Here is a 1,047-nt window from a genome sequence, read left to right on the forward strand (position 1 = left end):
CATAACGTCAGTATCAGGCGTGAATAACAGATTACAACCAGCCTGCATCAGTTTTTTTATATCCGCCTGTAATGTGCGTGGGTATTTCGCTAAATCCTGTTTGTCATCAAACTGCAATGGATTGACAAAAATACTGACGACCACTTTATCAGCCAATGTCTGGGCTTTTTTGACCAGTGAAATATGACCATCATGCAGATTACCCATGGTCGGGACAAATGCAATGGTATCACCCGCCACGCGCCAGGTTTTTATCTGGCCACGCAAGCTCAGAATAGACTCAACAATCTGCATTAATATTGTTGCTCAGCAGTGGGGAATTTGCCGTTCTTAACAGCTTCAACATAACGGCTGATTGCCGCAGGGATATGACCGCAATCAGCCAGAAAATCATGGCTGAAACGCGGCCGTTTACCCGGCGTAATACCCAACATATCGTATAGCACCAACACCTGACCATCGCAATCAGCTCCAGCACCAATACCTATCACCGGTATGGTTAACGCTTCGCTGATGAGTTTTGCCAAGGTAGCAGGCACACATTCAAGTACCAACATATCGGCACCTGCTTTTTCCAGACTGATCGCATCCTGCAAGATTTTATCTGCCGCGGCCTGTTCTCTGCCCTGTACCAGATAGCCACCCAGTTTATGAACCGACTGCGGTAATAATCCGAGATGGCCGCAGACCGGAATACCACGCCGGGTCAATGCCGAGATTAATTCAACCTGTTCAGCACCGCCTTCCAGTTTAATCATCTGTGCGCCGCCTTCAGCCATCAAACGGGCGGCATTATGCAAAGCCTGATCAATATTGGCATAGCTCATAAAAGGCATATCGGTGATCACAAACAGGCTTTCACTGCCGCGAATCACATTCGCCGTGTGATAAACCATATGGTCCATTGTCACTGGCAAAGTGCTTTCCTGCCCCTGAATCACCATTCCCAGCGAGTCGCCAACCAGAACAATATCCACTCCAGCCTGTTCAAGTACATGACTGAACGTCGCATCATAGGCCGTTAATACAGCAATTTTATTGTGCTCG

At 47.9% G+C, this 1,047-nt stretch carries 2 protein-coding genes; both read right to left on the reverse strand.

The window, feature by feature from the left end; translation table 11 throughout:
• On the reverse strand, nt 1-294 hold a 294-nt coding region (locus B3O33_RS11055; RefSeq protein WP_292363591.1), incomplete at its 3' end, for a pantoate--beta-alanine ligase.
• On the reverse strand, nt 294-1,047 hold a 754-nt coding region (panB, locus tag B3O33_RS11060), incomplete at its 5' end, for a 3-methyl-2-oxobutanoate hydroxymethyltransferase (protein WP_414673290.1). The genes B3O33_RS11055 and panB, both read right to left, overlap by 1 nt.

Source organism: Methylophaga sp. UBA1464 (genome assembly GCF_002325665.1).
Classification (GTDB): domain Bacteria; phylum Pseudomonadota; class Gammaproteobacteria; order Nitrosococcales; family Methylophagaceae; genus Methylophaga.